Below are 17,523 nucleotides of genomic sequence, written 5' to 3'. Positions count from 1 at the left end.
CTCAACCTCCTGTCATTTGGTACCATCAGTGGACGTTCAACAAGACCCGGGCGATACTTGCTCCACACAAAAATAATCCAATGACCGTATTTTCACTTTTCTGTACGCACTCCGTTCACGCAATACTCAAATCCCAATGACTTGCCCAAAAGACCTCCTCTTGCTCCCGTTGACCAACGTCGTTTGCCTCTAGTGCGTTCACGGCGTCGTCCAATACTGCGACAAACTCGTCTCCGCTGATCTTCATGTGTCGAAGCGCGCTAGCCATATCCTTACCTGCATAGATCTCAGGTCCACCAGTTCGTGCCACAGGCTGGTCTATCTTCGGGCCAAGTGCGTAACCGAGATTGGGTAAACTGCGTCAAAACGAAACTAATTCCGCTTCGATGACTGACGGGTAACGCCCGGATAGCGATACGTGTCTCCCAATTTCCCGGTTCAATCTACAGTGTTTTTTCGCAGAAAAGTTTTTCAAGGCAATTGCCCAAACCAAACTTAGGAGCGAAATATGCCACGTTTGAGCGGCTAGGATTTGTGGCCTGCGGCACTTCTTACCCATGGAATGGGAATTGTTGAAACGAGGCTCAGATAAGGTCACTTCAGTAAGCGGGCGTCCTGTTCAATACCGAAAGACCGCACTGGGCTCGAAACAGCCATCCGCCACAGCTTGCATGAATGTCCGCTCTGCGGACAAAGCTGCCGATAAGTCAGCTTGTTGGGATGTATGAAAACTGCCCAAAGCCGACCTTCGGGGCTCAGCTTTTGCCGCAGCGCGGCATGCTCTAATTCTAAAGTGGTTTTTGATAGCCTCAGTACTAACCCTCACTTAGGCTCACTTTTGGCAAACCATTGCTGACGCAAAGACGAAGTGACCTAAATTCATACCCTCGCTTTCTCGAAGGTTGACCAAGCGGTTTCGAATACTTCAAAATCAAATCCCGGCTGGCTCGCCGCGTCGAGGATAATGTGCTCTGTTGTCAATAGCTTTTGGACTGCGGCTTCCAATTGATCGACGACATCCTCGGGAACCACCAGAGCACCGTGTCGGTCGGCGTGCATCAGTTCTCCCGAATTGACCGTCAGACCGAATACCGAGACCTGCGTGTCGATCTCGCGGACATGGACGAAACCATGGCTCGGCCCGATCGAACCGGCGACAACTGGGAAACCTTCGGGCAGGTCTCCGAGGTCGCGCATGACACCATTGGTCACCACGCCAGACATGCCAAAGCCTTTGTGAACCGTAGTGTTGACCTCACCCCAATAAGCTCCGATGCAGTCCGGGTAATCTACGTCCTCAATCACCGCGACTGATGGGTTTGGGCCTTCGGCCATATATTTATAATAGGCCATGCGTCGGCATTTGATGAGCTCCTGTGGCTCGGTCGGCGGATGGACCGCTGCAATTTTAGCGGTGCGCGCATAGCCGACGATTGCCGGTTCGTTCGGTGCCGAACTGAGCATGGTGCCACGCGTGAACCGGTCAAACCCGCGTTTGCCCTGCGCCACCTCAATGGCGTTGCAGACGGTGGGCGTGTCGACCTTGCGAAGCAGAGACAATAAGGATGGTGTCATGTGTCCTCCAGCCAGCGGATCAAGGCCGCTGTGGTTTCCTTGGGTTTTTCCAGTGTGGGCAAGTGACCTGCCCCGTCGACGATCTCCAACGTGCTTTGCGGCAGTAGGTCATGCATCATCTGGTGACGTTCAACCGGGCAAAGTCCGTCGTCCCGCCCGCACAGGACCAGTGTTTTGCCGGCGTAGGATGAAAGGGTCGCGCATTGGTCTGGACGGCCCATCAGCGCTTGCGACTGGCGCAGAAACACATCCGGGCCCAGATCGGTTGCCATTGCCATGCACAGGTCAAGAATAGCCCCTTGCCGGGGACCGTCAGCAAGGTAGTTGGGCTTCATCTCATCCCGCATCACATCCCATAGTCGACCCTCACTTACAGCCGCCATCTGCGGCGCGCGGCGGGCTTTGACCTCGGGCTTTTCGGCCAGCGGGTTGGTGTCGAGCAGAGCCAATTGCGTGACCCGGTCTTGTGCTTGACGCACCACCTCCATCGCCACGATACCGCCCATGGACAGGCCAGCGAGGGCGAAGTTTGGTGGCGCATGATTCAGGGTATCGACCGCCATCGCCTCTACATTGTCGTGCTGGCTCAATGGGAAGGTCATCACGGGCACCCTGCCCGACAAAGCCTGGATCTGAGGACCGAAGAGGCGGGCATCGCACATCATGCCCGGTAAGAAGATAAGCGGCGTCATGCACTGGCCAGCTTTGCGCCGTCGGACAGTGCGATGAGCTTGGCGTAGGCAATCTGCGGGTCCACCGCGCCGAACCCGGCGAAAGTACCAAAGCCGCAATCGCTGCCTGCGATCACACGATCCGTACCGACGATGTTGGTGAATCGGTCGATCCGTTGGGCGACAAGCTCTGGATGTTCGACAAAATTGGTGGTGGTATCGACCACGCCCGGCACCAAAACCTTGTCACCGGGGATTTCGGCTTTACGGTCGCGGAATACGGTCCATTCATGCGCGTGGCGCGGGTTGGACGTTTCGAACAGGACATAACGCGACTTGGTGGCCATCAGCGTGCTGAAAACCTTGTCCATCGCAATATCACAGCAATGCGGACCCTCGTAGTTACCCCAGCAGATATGCACCCGGACGCGATCCTGCGGCACGTTCTGCAGCGCATGGTTCAGGGCCTCAACATGCATGTTGGCGACCCTGACAAACTCCTCATCAGACAAATCAGTAAACAGCATATGGCGAGACAGGGCCAAATCGGGGCAATCCATTTGCAAGTCCAAACCGGCTGCAACGATAGTTTCGTATTCCTCTTTCATCGCATCGGCCAGGGCGGCCAGATAGGCCTCTCGCGTCGAATAGAAATCGTTCTGCAAGAAAAGCGAGATCACGCCCGGCGACGCAGCGTTCATAAACCCGCGCTTCACCCCATGCTGCGTCATCGCGGCCTTGAGATTGGCTATATCTTTTTCCAGTTCGCCCTGCCCCTTCGAGCGCACCTCTCCGGTACACATGGGGCGCGCGTATTGTGGTGTGCCACCGTCATCAGCCAACCGTTGCAGGAAGCCGGGGAACATTTTCAGGTCGGCGGGGGCGTTACGCGGGCTGTCACCGGAAAAGCCTGTATAACGGTCCTTTACGTAAGTCGCGTATGAAATCTTTGAGGTCTCGCCGTCACTGACAATGTCCACCCCGGCTTCAACTTGCTTGCTCACCGTTTCAGTTACGGCGTCGGACATGCAGGCATCAAACGCGGCTGCGTCATAGGGTTCGCCCCGTTCCCTGGCAAAGATGAAATCCACCACGTCCTGCGAACGCGGCAAAGACCCGACATGAGTAGTTTGGACCGACATTGAGCCCTCCTAATTCTTTCGCGCCATCAGCACGCTGTGGCTTTCGGTTTCCTTTTTCTTTGCAAGGAGCCCAGTCATACGCAGACCACTTTATCAAGGCACACGGGATAGCCGGTCGGAGACAACGAGGCGTGATAAACGCTTTCTGTTCCAACCGTGCCGTGCTCTACCCCCGCTTTGGGGCCAACGGTCTGCAACAACATTCCACCATGGCGCGCCACGCGGGCGATACCTTCTTTTTGTTGGTCTGCAGTCAGGTGGGAGAAATTGTTCCAGGCAATGATCCCATCGAAAAGTTGATCCAACTCAAAAGTACGCCCGTCCGCCTGGCGCCAATCAGCATTTGGCCAGCGCTCACGCGACCGTTGATCGTCATAAGCCTTGGCCTGACGCTCGTAGACGGCGTGGGTATCTTTGGGATCCGCGATCATCCAGTCCAGGTTGCTCCTGCCGGGTCGTCAGTCGCCTTGATCCGGTACAGACCCGCCTGCCCGGTCATCGACGGTTCAACGCTATAGCGTTCCCCCGGCAGAACCAAGGCAGTATCCCCATTTGATATTGTGGTTTCAAACCCCTCGACCGAAACCCGCCAGTGTCCGCTTGCGGGCATCAGAACAACCGGTTTCTCAGCGACAACCGGATCGGTCACACTAGATCCACGCCCAAGGAAGTCGACCTCGAACCCGGGCTTATCCTTAATCAGACCGTTTTCACCGATCACTTGGGCCGGTTTATTGGCTGACAGCGCCATCAGGTCCCAGTAACGAGCAACGTATTTGCCAACCACATCTTCGACCGGAACCTCAGGGTAGTCTTTCAACTGTTCGTCGGTCAGCACCGGCATAGGATGCACGTTGTGAGGCAGTTCCTGCCCTTTCTTGGAGTCATAAAGAACCCCGTTGTCACCCAGCATCAGCCCATGCGCCTGCGCGTCCTCGATCACCTGCGGAGCCCATGTCACCCCGCCGCCTGCATCATCCCCGCCAAGGATCGACATGATCATGCCGTAGTCCTGGCCGACATTTTCAAAACCACGGAAGATACCCGTGGGAATGTTGAAGATATCACCCTCTTCGGCGATGAACTCGCCCGCTGTCCCATAGCGACCCCAGAAAAAGCGCCAACAGCCCTTGGCAACAAAGAACACCTCGGCAGTTGTATGGCTGTGCAGCGAGTTGCGGCACTTGGGCGGCTGTCCCGCCGCGCCAATGTTGAACCCGATCTTATCGGTGATGTGGACGTGCTGATCAGGCGACTCGGACACCCCGCCGCCGATGATCGTGAAGTTTTCCTTTTGGTCCGATCCCGGTGTGTGGGCGTCGATAAAGGCGGTTTTGCAGGGCCGAAGTTCGCCATATCGAACGATGCGGTGTTGTATTGTGCTCATGATAGTCTCCGAAACGAATAGCAGTGCGGCAGGTCGATCGAACCCATTGCGCCCGGAGGACGATTGTTCAGCCGCCTTGCCCGCAAAGACGCCCGGTGACAATGCAGTCGCCGGGTTCCTTCGCTGGTGTCGAGCAAGGCAAGGCTTTGCGGCATTACACGTCCCCTGTGGCCAGCAGCACCTGTTTCCAAACAGCGGTTTCATCGAACAGGGTCCACTCGCGCCGAACCCTGATGTCGCCGCCAATCAGCTCTCCCCACTCGACATGGCTGATGCCAAGAACATAAAGCTCGGCCCCTGTCGGCGCGCCAAATGTGCCCCAACCGTCATGGGTTCCGTGCAGGCTCCACCGCAGGGCCGAGCGCGGCGGCATGTTGGGATCGTCGCGCCCGATCTGGTGATGGATGGTGAACGTGGCGTTGGGCATCGCGGCACGCAATGACATCCAGAACCGGTCAACCGGATCCCACCCATGCCCTGTCACACCACCTGGGTATTCGGATTGAACGGCCCTGTCATAGTCACGCTCGACCGCGCCCATATCCGCGTTCATCATCCGGGTCAGCAGATCGGCATGGCGCTGGCCCCACGCGTTGTCGTTTCCCTTTCCCTTATAGGGACCTTCGACATCGTTGGATGGGGTCAGGGGCCGGACGCATTTTTCAGGGCCGCTTTCCCGCGCGATCAGATCGGCCGCATAGCCCTTGGGATCCCAGCCCAACTGACGGACGATCGCCCCCTGATCCCGGATCAGCCATTCGTCATCGATCTTGTTATCTTTCGCATGACAATCCGCGAGGATCCGGTATTGCAGTCTGCTTCCCTTGGGCTTGCCATAGACGCCTTCGCTCAAATGTGTGGCCGTGGACAGAATGCGATGAGAGCTGAGCATGCCTTGTTCCGGGGTGCCGGACCAGATCACGTCCTCGCCCAGAAGCTGGCGATCCGGGAACTCTGCCAAGGTCGCCATGGTCGCGCCGATCACGTTCTGGTTCCCCAAAACGACGGAACCGGGCGACCGGACCACGATGTCCTCACCGTAGTAGTCGTGCAAGGTCGCGATACCGCGATCTTCCCAGATTTCCTTGGTGATACCGACGATATAGTCCGGGAAATCCCGGAATTTCGGATCAAAGCCCTTCATGTTTCTGTCCTTTGTGGAGTCCAGCCCCGCGGCAGCCGCGCCGAGGTTCGCACGACCAGCGGGCCGTCAATCGCGACCTTGCGTGGCTCGGCTGCATCGGGATTTTGAATGTGGTCCAGCAGGGCCGCGACGGTTTCCGCGACCATCAGATTGGCCCGTTGTCGGATCGTTGTCAGGTTATACGCTGGCCATCCAGCCGGAGGAACGTCGTCATAACCAACGACCGAGACATCTTCGGGGATGCGCAACCCCAGTTCAAACCGGATTACGTCCATCACGGCCAATGCCATGTGGTCGTTGGCCACAAATACCGCGTCGGGGCGTTCGTCGGGGTCTACATCAAACATCTGACGCGCAGCGGCTTGGGCGTTTTCGGTGTGAAACATCCCGTCCTGCACCGCAAACACGGATCGACCCGCTTCGGACAACACCGCCCGAAAACCCGCCTCGCGGTCACGCTGAGTCGAGGCGCCCTGCCACCCCGAGATATAGCCGATCCGTTCGTGCCCACCCGCCAGAAGGAACTCGGCCACCTTTCGGCCGCCTGCGTAGTTATCCGACGTGACGGTAGTGATCCCCTCGATATCCTGACTACGGTTGAACAGGACAACCGGGACACCTGCCTGCTGGCACCGCGTCGCGATATCGGAAGACATCGGGACCGAGGCCAGAACGACGCCGTCGACCTGATAATCCAGAATCTCCTCCATCACGTCGTCTATGTTGCCAGCCGACCGAGAGGCCATGAATATCAGAACGTGATAGCCATGCTCCTGCAAACCGTTCGACAGTTTCTCCAACGCTTCGGGATAAAAGTAGTTGTCCAGATAACCGACCACCAAACCGATGATGCGGCTTTTGCCAGAGACCATGGCGCGGGCCAGCACGTTTGGGCGATATCCCAACTCCTCAGCGGCTTTGCGCACTTTTTCCTCGGTCTTCTTGCTGACGGATGCTCCGGGCGTGAAGACGCGGCTGACGGCGGACTGGCTGACGCCTGCGCGCTGCGCGACCTGAAGGGATGTAATTTTCTCAGCCATCAGTCTGCCGTCCACCCGCCGTCAATCAACATGGAGGTGCCGGTCACAAGCGCCGACGCGTCCGACGCCAAGTAGCGCACGGCACCCATGATGTCCTCGACCTCGCCCACGCGGTCCAGCTTGATCATGTCCATGATCCACGCGGCGCGGTCGGGATTGTCGAAGGTCGATTGCGTCAGCGGCGTGCGGATGAAGGTCGGGCACACGGTGTTGATCCGTACGCCCTGTTTGCCCCATTCGATGGCCATCGACTTAACCATACCCTCCAGCCCGTGCTTGGTCGCGCAATAGACCGCCCGGTCAATCCCGCCGACATGACCCATCTGGCTTGAGATATGGACGATCGAGCCGCGTTTGCCCGCGTTGATCAAAGCCTTGCCTGCATAGGCCGACAGGAAATACGCGGATCGCAGGTTCAGATTTGCGACCGCGTCGAAATCCTCGGGCGTTGTCTCGGTCGCCCGGCTGTGCCGCGCCAATCCCGCGGAATTGACGACGACGTCAAACACACGGGACGCAAACAGGGTTTTCAGCGCCTCCAGATCCGTTTGATCCACGACCAATGCTTCTGCGGACCAGCTGTTCGATTGCAACGCGGCCACCGTGTCTTGCAACCGATCTGCCCCGCGCGCCGCACACACCACATGTGCCCCGGCCTCGGCCAGAGCAACGGCACATCCCTGCCCGATGCCCGATGACGCTCCGGTCACCAGGGCGGTTTTGCCGTTCAGGGAAAAGGATGGCGTTCGGGGCAGGTCTGTCATTGGCTCATTCCGTCAGGTATTTCGATACGGCCCAGATTGCGGGCCTTATTGAATTCCCGCAGACGGGCAAAGACGTCAACGCCAAGCTGCCGAAAAGCATCCAGAAGATCGACCAGCACCCAGTTTTCGCGAATTTTGCCGTCTTCGAGACGCCAGAAATCGAGGCTGCGCATGGTGATCTTTTTGCCTGAAGGCGCAATGCCCATCCAGCCGTCATGGGTCACAGTCTGGATCATGTTGGGCCAACCAGTGACGGCCGCATACTCTCCATCTCCGAAGAAGTGATAGGTGATGTCATCCACATATTGCCCGCGATCTGGCATGCCATTCAGGAAGGGGATCTGATGCCAGTTGCGGAACCCGGAAATACCCCGCCCTGTGCCGATCCCGGACGGGCCGTACCAGTTCATACGGGGATGCCAGAACCGCTCCATCTCCATCACTTCGGGACCGCCCTCTGATGGGTGTTTCTTGAGGTATTCCAGCATGTCGATGATGTGCTGACAGGTTTCCTTGCCCTTGGCCGCATCATAGGGGCCGGGCACGAACCCATCTTGGGTCGCAGGACCGGGCACGTGCCATTCGCGGCCAAGGCTGGGGGCCATGGGCCACGCATTTGCCTGCATCATCACCTCGGGGATGTCCCAAAGCGCCTGCATCTCGACCACTTTACCGTCCACGAACCGATAGAATTCGTGAAACCGCATCGTGACCTGATGACCTGTTGGCGGGATATCCAGCCATGGTCCGGTGAAGGTGCCGGTGTAGTACCCGCCGCAACCGACCCAATCAGCGCCAAACTCATCCGGTCCGGCCATGACGATATAGTCGCGCCGTTCCAGATCGGGCCACGCCGTCAGCAAGCCCTTGTAAACGCCATCGTAGTAGGTTTCGCTGCCGGTCATGTCTCCGAACGGATGACACAGGCGGAACAAGGCATCGGGCGCACAAAGATCAGCCAGGACGCGACGCACCCCGGCTTCGGAAAAGTCGTACATCGCTGCCCTCAGCGGGGCGATCAGGTCTTTGTGCAGACTGTGCTGGTCACTCATTCCGCCGCATCCCTATACGGCGCGGCCTTTCCGTATGGCACGTTGATGCCCCCATACCGGCGAACGCGCACGTTGCATTGTTCAGCGTGCCCCACAAACCCTTCCAGCATGCACAGGCGCGAGCCATATTCACCGATCAGAGTTGCCGCTTCGTCGGTCAGAACCTTCTGGTACGAGTGCGTTTTCAGGTATTTGCCGACCCAAAGACCGCCCGTGTATCGCCCTGCTTTCTTTGTGGGCAAGGTGTGGTTCGTCCCAATCACCTTGTCCCCGTTCGACACATTGGTGCGAGCCCCAAGGAACAGCGCCCCGTAGCAGGTCATGTTCTCAAGGAACCAATCGTCACGATCCGTCATCACCTGCACATGTTCCGAGGCAATGTCGTCGGCCACCTTCAGCATCTCGTCATAGGTTTCGCAAACGATGACCTCGCCATATTCCGCCCACGACACTTTGGCGGTGTCCGCCGTCGGCAGAATGTCCAGCAGCCGATCAACTTCGGCCAAAGTCTCCTCGGCCAGTTTGCGCGAGTTGGTCAAAAGCACGCAGGGGCTGTTATATCCATGTTCAGCCTGACCCAGCAGGTCGGTCGCGCACAGTTCCGCATCGGCCGCGGTTTCATCTGCAATCACCATGGTTTCGGTCGGGCCTGCGAACAGGTCGATGCCGACACGGCCAAACAACTGGCGTTTGGCTTCGGCGACAAAGGCGTTGCCGGGGCCGACCAGCATATGAACGGGGTTGATTGTCTGAGTGCCAAGCGCCATTGCGCCAATGGCCTGAATGCCGCCCATGACATAGATTTCGTGTGCTCCGCCCAGATGCATGGCCGCGATGACCGCAGGGTTTGGCTTGCCCTGAAACGGAGGCGTGCAGGCGATAATGCGTGGAACCCCCGCAACGGACGCCGTCGCCACCGACATATGCGCCGAAGCCACCATCGGGAACTTACCGCCGGGAACGTAACAACCAACGGACTGCACAGGGATATTCTTGTGGCCCAGTATAACGCCCGGCAGGGTTTCGACCTCGATATCCAGCATCGAATCCCGTTGCGCCTGCGCAAAGTTACGCACTTGCTCTTGGGCGAACTTGATATCCGTCAGCTCACGGTCGGAAAGCTGGCTGATCAGGTCTTCGATTTGGTCCTGCGACAGCCGGAACGAGGCCGGTGAATAATTGTCGAATTTCTCGCTCAGCTCGCGCACGGCGACATCGCCGCGGGTTTCAATGTCTTTCAGCGTCGCTTCGACCACGGCACGGGTTTTGGCGTCATCTTCGGCCCGGTCAGCGTCAGATTTACCGCGTTTGAGATACTCGATTGCCATTTTTCAATCCTCAGTTTTCGGGCCGAGGTGGAAGTTTTTCCCCTCGGTCAAATGCTTCCCAGCCCTGACCGTTGAACAGGTCAACGCCCAGTTGGGCTGCGACATGGGCAAAATCCACGTTCACCCAGTTGTCGACAATCTTGCCGTCGACGACTTTCCAGAAATCCATGTACCGGATCTCGACCCGCTTTCCTGTCGCGGCGATGCCCAGAAACTCGCCGGAATGGGTTGCTTCCTGACGGCCGAAGGCGGCAGCCCATTCCCCCATGTAAAGGCGGGCCTCATCAATGCAGACCTTGTCGGAAAACGCCGCCTGAAACGGGCGCTGCCAGTTGTTCTGGAATTCCTGCAGGCCGGTCTTCGTGCCGCAGCCCTGATTGCCCATCCAGCGAAAGCCCTGCGCGAAAAACTCGCCAATGTCGTCAATGCGATGGTCATTCAGACCATCCACCATGGTTTCGATAACCCGGCGCGTGTCGTCTGTTTTGCTCAGGTCAGTGTCACGGGTCAAAACCGCTTGTTCGGGGCGCGAACCTTTCATTTCCATATCCTTTCAGGTTGCCAGAGAGTGGTGTTGGGGGCGTGACCCCCGACACTCAGAAAATCTCTGGGCATCCTGTTCAGCGCCGGGTGGCGCGACATGGCGTTATGGCGGGCGTGGTTGCTCATCAGCCTTTCACCGCCCCTGCTGTCAGACCGCTGACGATCTGACGCTGGAAGATCAGGACAAGGAAGATCAGCGGCGCGGTGATCGACACGGCGGCGGCCACGGCGACAACCTGATCGGTGGTCGTGGTCTCACGGTTGAACATGCCGACGATAGCGGGAACCATCGTCTGGTTTTGTGCATCCAGCAGCAGCGCGGTGACGAGAAAGTCGTTATAGGCTAGAAGGAAACTGAACAGTCCGGTTGTGATGACCCCCGGCCACATCACCGGCATGATCACACGGCGGAACGCCTGAAAATGGCTGCACCCATCGACGCGGGCGGCCTCGTCCAGTTCGGCAGGGATATTCTGGAAGAAGGACCGCAGCATCCAGATTGTAAAGGGTTGGTTGATCGCAACCAGAACCGCGATGACCGCGAAGGGTTTGCCATACAGGGTCGGCGCGTTTTCCCCCAGAATGGGGCTGAGCCATTCGGCCGAATTGATGAAAACTGGCAGGTAGCCCGCAACCAGAACCGAATGCGGCAGTGCGCGGAACACCAAAGCCACAATCAGAATCCAGAATGCCAGCGTGGACCCGGACCGTGCCAGACCGTACCCGGCCAGCGTTCCGACGGTCAGGGACACGGTAACCACCCCGGTCGTAACGATCAGAGAATTCTTGAAGTTGTTCGAGAACCCCCGGTCAATCCAGACCGTTTTGTAATGTTCGGTGGTCAGGCCCAGCACGTCCCGCCCCAAAGGACCGAATACTGGATTCAGCACATTCAGAATGGCGGGAAGTACAACAAAAAACACCAATAGGAAGCCAACCAGCAAAGCCAGCACGCCGATCAGCCAGCCAAACCACTCCTGCCTGGGCTTGGTGTAGGATTTGATCATCGACGGCAGCTTTTTGGTTGCCAGAGTGATCGTTCCCCAGATCATCGCGATACCCAGAATGATATCCAGCAGGGACAATCCCTTTCCGACGCCCAAGGTCGCGGGGCCAAAAATCACGTTCAGCGCGTTGCTGTCAAAGGCATCGACGGGTGACTTGAAGCTCATCACCACGATCCAGAAGATCGGGAAGGCCGCAATCAGGCACCAAAGCGCCAGAAAGATGTTCGAGGTCAGCCGCAGGCTGAAAGGCTGGCGAAGCGCGCGTGAGGACATATCAGTGGCCTCCTTTGTGATCGCGCCATGTACGGCGCAGCGGCAGGATAAGCAGGATGACAACACCGATCATGGTCAACATCGAGTTGGCCGAGGCCCGACTGATCGACCGGTTACCCGCCTGATCCGGCGTCAGATAATCGAAGGTCAGCCATTGCAGCGAGATGACGTAGCCTTGGCTCGAGAAGCCGACGATCTCTTCAAACACCCGGTAGCTGTCCATCAGGTGGATCATCGACACGAAGATGATCAGCGGCATCAGATGCGGGATCACGATGTACTTCATCCGCTGCCAGCGCGTTGCCCCGTCGATGACGGCGCTTTCCAGACTGTCCTGATTGACGGTCTGAAGACCCGCATAGAAGACGATGGCGGCAAACGGCGCGACGTGCCAGACGCGGTAAAGCATCATCAGGATTTCGATCGTCCACGCCTGGGCAAACAACGCGATGTCGCGGTTCAACCACCATTCGATCAACGCTGTCATGATCCCGTCGCCGCGAAACAGCCAGTTGATCGACAAGACGCCGATCACAGGCGTGATGATGAAGGGCAGCAGCGAGATAAAGATCACGGGGCCTCGTATCGACCGGGCCGCATTGTTGATCAAAACCGCGATACCCAGACCGCATCCGACCACCAAAGGCAGCGTGATCAGCGTGAAGGTCAGCGTGAAGCGCAGCGCTTTCCAGAAGTTGATCGTGGATAGAACCTGCCAATTCCCGTCGCTGATCGCGCGCCAAGCTCGCTCGGGCTCTAGCACGTTACGGTAGCTTTGCAATCCGACATACTGGGTCTGGGTGATAATCTCGCCGTGTTCATCCAGTTTCGGCTGCGACACCAGCTCGGTCACGCAGGTCTGCGTGAGAAAGCCCGGCGTGCAGGTTTCCTTCTCAACCGTCTCATAGATCGGCTGGGTGACGTAAAAGCTCTGCTTGAACACGCTGACCAGCGGGAACGCGATAAAGAGAAGCATCATAAAGACAGAGGGGCCGACAAAGGCGGCAAATGTCCGGAAATTCATGGCTCTGCCTTTCTCATGGTTCTCGGGTGGAAAAAGCGGGAGGGCACAGGGCCCTCCCCAGAGAGGATCAGTTGCTGATCAGACCAGCCTCTTTCGCAGCGGTGATGTAATCCGCCTCAATGTCGGCCAGTGTGGTTTGCGCATCCTTGGCACCGGTCAGATAGTCCGCCAGACCATTGCCCAGAGAGGTGTGCATGATGCCCATCGGACCGGACGCAGGATAGGCTTTGGCGCCACCTTCGGCCGAGGCCGCGGCACCGGCGGCCAGATCGCCCGGGGTATACGCAGTGCTGAGCCAGACCGCCGTGTCGTTGTTGGCGCTGACCATGTCACCATCCATACCTTCCAGTGCGACACGGAAGGCGGCGTCGGCCTCTTCATCGCTCATGTTCGAGGCCAGCACGATACCGTCCCACCAAATCGTGGTCGCAGGAACAGCCGATCCCATCGGGGCTGCGGCCATCGTAACCTTACCAACCACCTGGCTTTCGGCTTCGTCGTTCATGGCAGCCGCGCGGCTGGCCCAAAGGTTCGCCATCGCAATCTTGCCTTGCTGGAACTGCTGCTGAACATAGGTCGAGTCCGACACCAGATATTCCGGGTCCATGAACTCGGTCATGGCCTTCATTGTCTCAAGCGCGGCTACGCCCTGTTCGTTGTTGATCGCGGGCATGTTGCCGTCGCCAAAGAACTGGCCGCCTTCGCCAAGGTACATGTTGACGAATTCCTGACCCAGATTCCAACCGGTCTTGAACGTACCGCCAATCGGATAGTCCATGGCGCCCGCTTCCTTGATCTTGGCGGCTGCGGCCAGAACGTCGGCATAGGTCTTGGGTTCTTCGATGCCCAGCTCGGCCAGAACGTCGTCGCGATACATCAGGTGCTGCGCGTTCACCATCATAGCAATCGCCATGGTTTTGCCGTCCACCTTGATCAACTGGTTCGGCAGAAGGTCCTGTCCGTATTTCTCAACCAGATCATCCAGCGGCCGGATAGTGCCCGCGTTCAGCAGCGGCACCAGCGTGGCGTTCGAGACGCCGCCAATCTGGTAGAGCGCGGGATCAGCCGCAAACGCTTCGGGCTGTTTTTCGCGGAATTCCTGATCGAGCGAGGCGCTGAAATTGCCGCACTCGGCCATCGCGTCGGTCACGGCTTTCCAGGCTTCAAACCCGGCCGAGAGCGACTTTAGCGGGACATCGTTTTCAAAGGCACAGTCCGACCACGCGCCTGCGGCGGCAAAGGACATGGCACCGGCCAAGAGGATTGTTTTGAGTTTCATGCGTTTCTCCCTGTCAGGATCGGTCCGTCGTCGACGTCCGGACCGGTTGTGTGCCCGGTTGGGCTGTTGTGGGGCTATGCCCCGATCCGCGCACCGCTTTCAGCTTCAAAGAGGTGACAGATGTCTTTCGGCACCGAGAACGAGACGCTTTCGCCGATCTCGGCGCGGAATGCTTTGTCGGCTTTCACGGACACCAGCGCACCACCGACGCGGACCGAGATCATGGTCGCGTCACCCAGCAGTTCGAGCGTGTAGATCGGAGCCGTAATTTCGCCCTGTCCTTCGGCAAGGCCCGCGTCTTCGGCCCGGAAACCCAAGGTCAGGGGGCCATCGGGGGCATCGACCGGAATCTGGACGTTCTCGGCGCGGAACACACCGCCCGACACCTCTCCGTCCATGAGGTTCATCGCAGGCGAGCCGATAAAGCTGGCGACAAATGTATTGGCAGGCCGGTCGTAAATCTCGGTCGGGCTGCCGACCTGCTGAACTACGCCCTGTTTCATGACGACAACGCGGTCAGCCAGCGTCATCGCCTCGATCTGGTCGTGGGTCACATAGATCGTCGTCACCGCCAGTTCATGGCTGAGGTTCTTGATCTGCGCCCGCGTCGACACCCGCAGCTTGGCGTCCAGATTGGACAGCGGTTCATCCATCAGGAACACGTTCGGCTCGCGCACAATGGCGCGGGCCAACGCCACGCGCTGACGCTGTCCACCAGACAGTTCGGCAGGTTTGCGATGCAGGAAGTCATCCAATTCCACCATCGCGCTGGCCTGGCGAACTTTTTCGTCATGGGTCGAGGGATCAATCCCGCGCACTTTCAGAGGAAAGCGGATGTTTTCATAGACGTTCATGTTCGGATACAGAGCGTAGCTTTGGAACACCATCGCCACGTCCCGATCCTTGGGCTCAAGATCGTTGACGACTCTGCCATCAACCAGAATTTCACCCTCGGTCACGTCTTCAAGCCCGGCAATCATCCTCATCGTCGTGGTTTTGCCACAGCCCGACGGCCCCAGCAGAACCAGAAACTCACGATCCGCAATTGTCAGGTCGAAATTATGAACCCCAACGAACGAGCCCCAGCGCTTGCCGACGTTGCGCAATTGAATTTCCGCCATGATGCCCCCTGCAAGGATTCGTTTTGCATACGTTTGCAAAACTGTAATATGCACTTATCAATTCTGGCAAGACATTTTTGCATACGTATGCAAGAATGCGCGGAACACCCGACTCACAACGGCTGTAAACCAACCGTAAAACTTGATCGCAATGGTAAATACCGTGACCTTTCAGACAGAAAAAAGCCTTGTCTCTGCATTTCACAACGCGCTGGAAACCGCGACACAGGAAGAAACCTCAAATGTCCTGAGCCAATTCTGCGCCCCTGATTTGCTCTGGCGCGGCTTTCATCCCTTCAACCAGATCATCGGTGCCAACCAAGTTGCCCGGTATTTCTGGCAACCGTTGAAAAGCAGCCTGACACGGCTGCAAAACCGCATAGATATCCTATTTGCAGGGCAAAACTCGCTGCGGGACGATGCGGATGTTTGGGTTGTATCCATGGGGCATCTGATGGGGTTGTTCGACCAGCCGTGGCTGGGCATCCGCCCCACTGGCAAGTTGGCTTTCCTGCGCTATTGCGCATTTTACAAAATTGTCGGTGACAGGATTGTCGAAACGGCAATGTATTTTGATATACCGCATCTGATGGTTCAGGCCGGACAGAACCCCTTTCCACCACAAACGGCGGCGCATCTGGTTCAGCCCGGACCAATGACCCATGACGGTCTGCTATGGAACAAACAACCTGTCGACGAGGGCGAAAAGACCTTAGCAGTCATCAACGCAATGATATCGGATCTCGGCCAATGGGACAGCGGGTTATCTATTGAGGATGAACTGGCCCGAGCCTGGCATGATGACATGATCTGGTGGGGCCCAGAGGGGATTGGCGCGACCTACTCAATCGACCGATACGCAAGGCAACATTCGGGCCCCTTCCGGGCCACTTTCACAGACCGGACAAAAACCAGCCATATCTGCCGTTTGGCCGAGGGGCACTATGGCGGCTTTTTTGGTTGGCCCAATTTCACTGCAATTCCTTCGGGTGGGTTTATGGGAATGCCAGCCACCAGAAAACCCGGTGAGTTCAGGGTGATTGATATCTATCGCCGCGCAGGCGACAAGCTGGCCGAGAATTGGATTTTCATCGACTTGCTGCATTTCTGGAAAGGGCAAGGGGTAGACATTCTGGGCCGCACCACAGGAATCGAAACACCATGAGAATAGATGCGCACCACCATCTGTGGGACCTTACGGCCGTAACCTATCCCTGGCTCATGGAAAAAGGTGCCGTCCGCTTTTTCGGCGACCCAGCCTCGATTCAACGGGACTATCTGTTGCCGGAGTTTCGCGCAGATGCCCAGGCTCAAGGCTTCACCGCATCGGTTCACGTTCAGGTCGGCGCAGCCGATCCTTGGGCCGAGGCGCAATGGGTGCAGTCAGTGGCCGATCAGTCCCCGGATTGGCCGTTGGTTCAGATTGCTTTCTGCGACCTGACTGCTGGTGATTTGAGCGAACAGCTTGACCGCCTCCAAACGTTGCCGTCTGTGCGCGGCGTGCGTCAAATCATTGGCCGCGCCCCGGGAGAGGATGCAAAAACGGGCACGAATGCGCTGCTTCAGGACCCAAGGTTCCTGTCTGGCCTGAGGCAACTGGGCGAGCGCGGTTTGTCCTTTGATCTTCAACTGTTGCCCGAGCTGATGAAACAAACCGCAAGTGTGCTTGCGAAGGCCCCGGATACGCAGATCGCGCTCTGCCATGCTGGCTCGCCCCATGACCGGTCCGCAACGGGGATACAGAAATGGGCGGACGCGCTGACGGCACTGTCGAACCTGCCACAGGTCTATTGTAAGCTTTCTGGCCTCGGGATGTTTGACCACAACTGGAGCGCAGAAAGCGTCTCCCACATCGTTTCGACCTGCTTGTCAAAATTCGGCGCAGATCGTTGCATGTTCGGATCAAATTTTCCGGTTGATAGCCTTTCGTCTACTTACGAAGAGCTTGCTCATCGATATCAACTCCTTATTCCGAGGGAGAACCACATCGACGTTTTCTGCAACTCATCAAGGCACTTTTACTACATCGATTAGGGTAGGACGCACGCGAACTAAAAGGCTTCCGCGTAGTTTCAAGAGTGTCAGCTTTGCAGCCGCAGCGAATGGCCGCTTTCCGCCGATTCTGTTGAAAAACAACGTGTTGCTGACGCAGAAAGTGATGAGCTGAACAGAG

17 protein-coding genes are annotated in these 17,523 nt (G+C 57.7%); 2 read left to right on the top strand and 15 right to left on the bottom strand.

The annotated features are described in order from the left end of the window. Nucleotides 1-879: 879 nt before the first annotated feature. The 15 genes from GOV87_RS18405 to GOV87_RS18335 form a co-directional block, all read right to left on the bottom strand. On the bottom strand, nucleotides 880-1,575 hold the full coding sequence (locus GOV87_RS18405) for an RraA family protein (RefSeq protein ID WP_171212740.1): 696 nt from the start codon (nucleotides 1,573-1,575) through the stop codon (nucleotides 880-882). Continuing rightward, the gene (locus GOV87_RS18400) at nucleotides 1,572-2,267 is read right to left on the bottom strand and encodes an alpha/beta fold hydrolase (protein WP_171127102.1); all 696 of its coding nucleotides are present in this window, start codon (nucleotides 2,265-2,267) and stop codon (nucleotides 1,572-1,574) included. The genes GOV87_RS18405 and GOV87_RS18400 overlap by 4 nt, the downstream gene beginning before the upstream one ends. Next, entirely contained in the window at nucleotides 2,264-3,388 is a 1,125-nt protein-coding gene (locus GOV87_RS18395; RefSeq protein WP_171212739.1) for a cobalamin-independent methionine synthase II family protein, read from the bottom strand. The genes GOV87_RS18400 and GOV87_RS18395 overlap by 4 nt, the downstream gene beginning before the upstream one ends. A 74-nt stretch (nucleotides 3,389-3,462) precedes the next feature. Further along, on the bottom strand, nucleotides 3,463-3,819 hold the full coding sequence (locus GOV87_RS18390) for a trans-aconitate 2-methyltransferase (protein ID WP_171212738.1): 357 nt from the start codon (nucleotides 3,817-3,819) through the stop codon (nucleotides 3,463-3,465). After that, entirely contained in the window at nucleotides 3,816-4,775 is a 960-nt protein-coding gene (locus GOV87_RS18385) for a cupin (RefSeq protein WP_171124852.1), read from the bottom strand. The genes GOV87_RS18390 and GOV87_RS18385 overlap by 4 nt, the downstream gene beginning before the upstream one ends. Before the next feature lie 154 nt (nucleotides 4,776-4,929). Beyond that, complete coding sequence (locus GOV87_RS18380) at nucleotides 4,930-5,919, bottom strand: ester cyclase (RefSeq protein WP_171124854.1); 990 nt, start codon at nucleotides 5,917-5,919, stop codon at nucleotides 4,930-4,932. Next, entirely contained in the window at nucleotides 5,916-6,959 is a 1,044-nt protein-coding gene (locus tag GOV87_RS18375) for a LacI family DNA-binding transcriptional regulator (protein WP_217351012.1), read from the bottom strand. Before GOV87_RS18375 ends, GOV87_RS18380 begins: the two co-directional genes overlap by 4 nt. After that, entirely contained in the window at nucleotides 6,959-7,723 is a 765-nt protein-coding gene (locus GOV87_RS18370; RefSeq protein ID WP_171212737.1) for an SDR family NAD(P)-dependent oxidoreductase, read from the bottom strand. Before GOV87_RS18370 ends, GOV87_RS18375 begins: the two co-directional genes overlap by 1 nt. Then, on the bottom strand, nucleotides 7,720-8,775 hold the full coding sequence (locus GOV87_RS18365) for an ester cyclase (protein WP_171124858.1): 1,056 nt from the start codon (nucleotides 8,773-8,775) through the stop codon (nucleotides 7,720-7,722). Before GOV87_RS18365 ends, GOV87_RS18370 begins: the two co-directional genes overlap by 4 nt. After that, on the bottom strand, nucleotides 8,772-10,103 hold the full coding sequence (gene hisD, locus GOV87_RS18360) for a histidinol dehydrogenase (RefSeq protein ID WP_171127097.1): 1,332 nt from the start codon (nucleotides 10,101-10,103) through the stop codon (nucleotides 8,772-8,774). Before hisD ends, GOV87_RS18365 begins: the two co-directional genes overlap by 4 nt. Before the next feature lie 10 nt (nucleotides 10,104-10,113). Next, nucleotides 10,114-10,644, bottom strand: coding sequence for an ester cyclase (locus GOV87_RS18355; protein WP_170566240.1), 531 nt, complete (start codon nucleotides 10,642-10,644; stop codon nucleotides 10,114-10,116). Between the two features lie 127 nt (nucleotides 10,645-10,771). Beyond that, the gene (locus GOV87_RS18350; protein ID WP_171124864.1) at nucleotides 10,772-11,926 is read right to left on the bottom strand and encodes a carbohydrate ABC transporter permease; all 1,155 of its coding nucleotides are present in this window, start codon (nucleotides 11,924-11,926) and stop codon (nucleotides 10,772-10,774) included. A 1-nt stretch (nucleotide 11,927) separates the two neighbouring features. Continuing rightward, complete coding sequence (locus GOV87_RS18345) at nucleotides 11,928-12,950, bottom strand: carbohydrate ABC transporter permease (RefSeq protein ID WP_171124866.1); 1,023 nt, start codon at nucleotides 12,948-12,950, stop codon at nucleotides 11,928-11,930. Between the two features lie 67 nt (nucleotides 12,951-13,017). Further along, nucleotides 13,018-14,229, bottom strand: coding sequence for an ABC transporter substrate-binding protein (locus GOV87_RS18340; protein WP_171124868.1), 1,212 nt, complete (start codon nucleotides 14,227-14,229; stop codon nucleotides 13,018-13,020). A gap of 74 nt (nucleotides 14,230-14,303) precedes the next feature. Continuing rightward, nucleotides 14,304-15,350, bottom strand: coding sequence for an ABC transporter ATP-binding protein (locus tag GOV87_RS18335; protein ID WP_171124870.1), 1,047 nt, complete (start codon nucleotides 15,348-15,350; stop codon nucleotides 14,304-14,306). 163 nt (nucleotides 15,351-15,513) lie between these two features. On the opposite strand from GOV87_RS18335, the gene GOV87_RS18330 reads away from it, so the two are divergent. After that, nucleotides 15,514-16,515, top strand: coding sequence for an ester cyclase (locus GOV87_RS18330; protein ID WP_371808186.1), 1,002 nt, complete (start codon nucleotides 15,514-15,516; stop codon nucleotides 16,513-16,515). Continuing rightward, complete coding sequence (locus tag GOV87_RS18325; protein ID WP_171212736.1) at nucleotides 16,512-17,384, top strand: amidohydrolase; 873 nt, start codon at nucleotides 16,512-16,514, stop codon at nucleotides 17,382-17,384. The genes GOV87_RS18330 and GOV87_RS18325 overlap by 4 nt, the downstream gene beginning before the upstream one ends. The last annotated feature ends 139 nt before the right edge of the window (nucleotides 17,385-17,523 follow it).

Source organism: Ruegeria sp. HKCCA5426 (assembly GCF_013034585.1).
Classification (GTDB): domain Bacteria; phylum Pseudomonadota; class Alphaproteobacteria; order Rhodobacterales; family Rhodobacteraceae; genus Ruegeria.
The sequence above is the reverse complement of the archived record's forward strand: the minus strand, read 5'-3'. Positions and strand labels throughout refer to the sequence as shown.